The organism is Devosia sp. Root413D1, assembly GCF_001425235.1.
Lineage (GTDB): Bacteria > Pseudomonadota > Alphaproteobacteria > Rhizobiales > Devosiaceae > Devosia_A.
In genome coordinates this window covers 1-2,703 of the sequence record NZ_LMEA01000006.1, presented here as the reverse complement: position 1 = coordinate 2,703, position 2,703 = coordinate 1, and the positions used below count along the sequence as shown (strand labels likewise).

The following is a 2,703-nucleotide window of genomic DNA, read 5'->3' as shown; positions in this document are numbered from 1 at the left end:
AACAAAAACCTACTTCCGGTTGCCCGGCAGCAGCTCTGCCCTTTCAGTAATCGCTGATCAGTGGGAGCAGCTAGTGCTCGGCGTCGTCAGCGAGGCGGTGTATACGGGCAGCCCCATTTCCTGTCAACACCCCTCATGAACGAAAGATGACGAATCTTTCGCCGACGCCGTGCCGGCCTGTGGAGAGATGCCGCAAACGCCCGGTTTCCAGGGCTTTCGCCGACCTAGGCGCTGCAGGAGAGCCTGTCGGAGTGCAGGCGGGCACGGCAGAGCTTTCCACCGAACGCCGGGACAGCTCAGGGAATCGAGGGTGTCTCGCCGATTCCCCTGACGGGAGAGAGCGACCTATGCCGCGGTCCATGGATCCAGCAGCTCGACCTCGAGCCCGGCAAAATCCTTGGTGTTGCGTGTGACGAGCGTCAGCCCATGGCGCAGGGCTGAAGCCGCGATCCACGCATCCATCACCCCCAACCCCTTACCCGCCGCCCTGGCGCCGGCCATCACTCCGCCCCAGACCAGCGCCGTCTCCCGGTCGATCGGCAACAGGCGCGCACCGAAGCGAGCCGGCAGGTCGGCATCGAGCCAATGCCGGAGCGCGGTTTTCCGCTTGCCGTCATCGAGCAGCTCGACGCCGCGCGCGATCTCCCCCACCGTGATGACGCTGAGATAGGTGCGATCCTCATCGACCTGGTCGAGCCAGGCCATCACCTGCCGGTCCGGCCGCGGCCGCTGCGGCTCGGACAGCACGTTGGTATCGAGCAGATAGTTCACAACGGCAGATCCCGGCCGCCATCATCGTCGCGCTCGAGCTCGAGCCCGGCGCCGGCGAGCGGCGACTGCATGAGAAAGCTCGCGAGGCTCCCCTGCCGCTGGCTCTTGTGCTGCCATTCCTCGATCGAAACGATCACCACGCTGGCCTTGCCGTTCCGGGTAATGGTCTGCGGCGAATCCTGCGCGCGGGAAATCACCTCGGACAAGTGCGCTTTGGCTGACGCCACGGTCCACTCATGGACGGAGTTCTGCTTGCTCACGACGACGCTCCAGAAATGACTATCGTGACCATATAGGTCACGATCACCTCAAGGCAAGCGCTGCGCATAAGGTGCATTATGGAACGGCACGATCGGGAGTCTGACGCTTCATCGCTGACAGCCCTGTCGCGCAGTGTCTCCCCCGCGGGCGCATCCTCGAGCGAACCGAGCCGCTGTTCATTCTATGGCGCCAGCACTCGCGAGCACCAGGCGCTCACCTTCGGATCATCAAAGGCGAAACACCAGTAGCTGGCGATCCACCGTTTGGCGGCAGCGAACTCTGCCCCGAATCCCCGTTGCTCCAGCCAGTGCAGGGCCAGGGCGCGATCCTCCAGGTTGGCTTCTGGGGCCAGTTCCGCATCGAGATAGGCAACGGCCGACCAGCAATCCAGGCGGCGATCGGCAATCATCGATGTCGCGCCGAAATCAATCACCGCAGTAACGCGCCCCGCCTCGACCAGGACATTGCCGGGAAAGAAATCGAAATGCACGAACGTCCCGGACGAGCAGTCCGGGATCCCATCGAGGTCTGTAATCGGCAAATGACTGAGGGGCCCCGGCAGCGAGCGCGTCATCTCCAGCCGCGCCTGCAGATAGTCCCGATAGCTCGGCCGTCGAATGGCGCGCTCCGAACCGAGATCGCCGAAGAAATCTCTTTTGATCGCAATATCGCCAATCTGGCTGGCTGCCTCCAGATAGCTCAGTAGTAGCTGCTGCCGCTCGGCGCCCTGCGCCTCGGACAAAGCCTGCGAGAACGGAGTGCCCGGCAGCCGGCGCTCGATGACCGCGACCCGGCCGCCGACCTCGACCAGGCGCTCGACCTCCGGCGTCGCAAAAGCTATGGCGCCGCGGCCGGCTGCGATTCCGCCAGCAGTTCGGCGCGGACACGCTGCTGCGTAAGCGAAGCACCGGGCCGCATCAGGCGCAACACCTGCCGATGGCCGAGAGCATAGACCCTGGCTTCGCCGCCCTCTCCGAGCAACGGGGCGTCAGGAGCACCAAGGGCCGAGAGAGTGCCGAGATCTTCGCTATCGGTCAGCATTTGAATTCCCCTCCGCTCCACCAGAACATCGTCGCAGAGCGCGACCCACCGAGTGACCTTACGCCAGGCGAGACTGCAACCGTCTATGACTGCAAAAATCTGACCTGAAGAAAACCGGCTCGCCGAGCGGCCCCTCGCCGCGCCGATTTGCCACGGCAGCGCCGGCAAGGATGTCAGTTGGGCGCAGCTCGGAACGTCCGAACCGGTGCGGGATGAAGCAACTGGGGCGGTGGAGCGTCTCGAAATGAGTTGCTCGGGGGTTGTCCCGGTGGCTGTCCGCACCGTCAGTGCAAAGTGCGTCCCCTCGCCCCTCCTAGGGGCGCGATAGCGCTCCCGGGGGAGAGGGTCAGGGTGAGGGGCGCCAGGCGCACCGGCCGATAACGTATGCGGTACTCCAGCGAACACCGCAATGGCACGGCGACAACCTTGTCCCCGACATTTCGCGCGCTTGGCTACCCCTCACCCCGCCCTCTCCCCAGAGGGCCGGCGGGCGATCGGAGCACCGCCGGGGCTTCCGGCATGGAGCGCCGCGGGTGAGCGTGAGCTGCTGAAGATCAAGCGGATCCGTACGGCGGACTGCGTGGTCGGTGGCTTTCGCTATGGCGCCGGCAGCAAGCTGGTGGGCTCGCT

At 65.0% G+C, this 2,703-nt stretch carries 4 protein-coding genes and 1 pseudogene; 1 reads left to right on the top strand and 4 read right to left on the bottom strand.

Going from position 1 to position 2,703, the window contains the following annotated elements; translation table 11 throughout:
- Positions 1 to 345: 345 nt before the first annotated feature.
- The 4 genes from ASC89_RS04810 to ASC89_RS04795 form a co-directional block, all read right to left on the bottom strand.
- On the bottom strand, positions 346 to 771 hold the full coding sequence (locus ASC89_RS04810; RefSeq protein WP_055995294.1) for a type II toxin-antitoxin system VapC family toxin: 426 nt from the start codon (positions 769 to 771) through the stop codon (positions 346 to 348).
- Positions 768 to 1,031 (bottom strand): type II toxin-antitoxin system Phd/YefM family antitoxin, encoded by a 264-nt coding sequence (locus ASC89_RS04805; RefSeq protein WP_055995291.1) that lies wholly within the window; start codon positions 1,029 to 1,031, stop codon positions 768 to 770. Before ASC89_RS04805 ends, ASC89_RS04810 begins: the two co-directional genes overlap by 4 nt.
- Before the next feature lie 182 nt (positions 1,032 to 1,213).
- Positions 1,214 to 1,843, bottom strand: a complete 630-nt coding sequence (locus tag ASC89_RS04800; protein WP_407065055.1) for a phosphotransferase family protein — start codon at positions 1,841 to 1,843, stop codon at positions 1,214 to 1,216.
- A gap of 26 nt (positions 1,844 to 1,869) precedes the next feature.
- Positions 1,870 to 2,073 carry a hypothetical protein gene (locus ASC89_RS04795; protein WP_055995285.1) on the bottom strand — a complete coding sequence of 68 codons (204 nt, stop codon included), beginning with the start codon at positions 2,071 to 2,073 and terminating at the stop codon, positions 1,870 to 1,872.
- Positions 2,074 to 2,605: 532 nt separating this feature from the next.
- On the opposite strand from ASC89_RS04795, the pseudogene ASC89_RS28875 reads away from it, so the two are divergent.
- Positions 2,606 to 2,703: pseudogene (locus ASC89_RS28875) on the top strand (ATP-dependent DNA ligase); the annotation flags it as partial.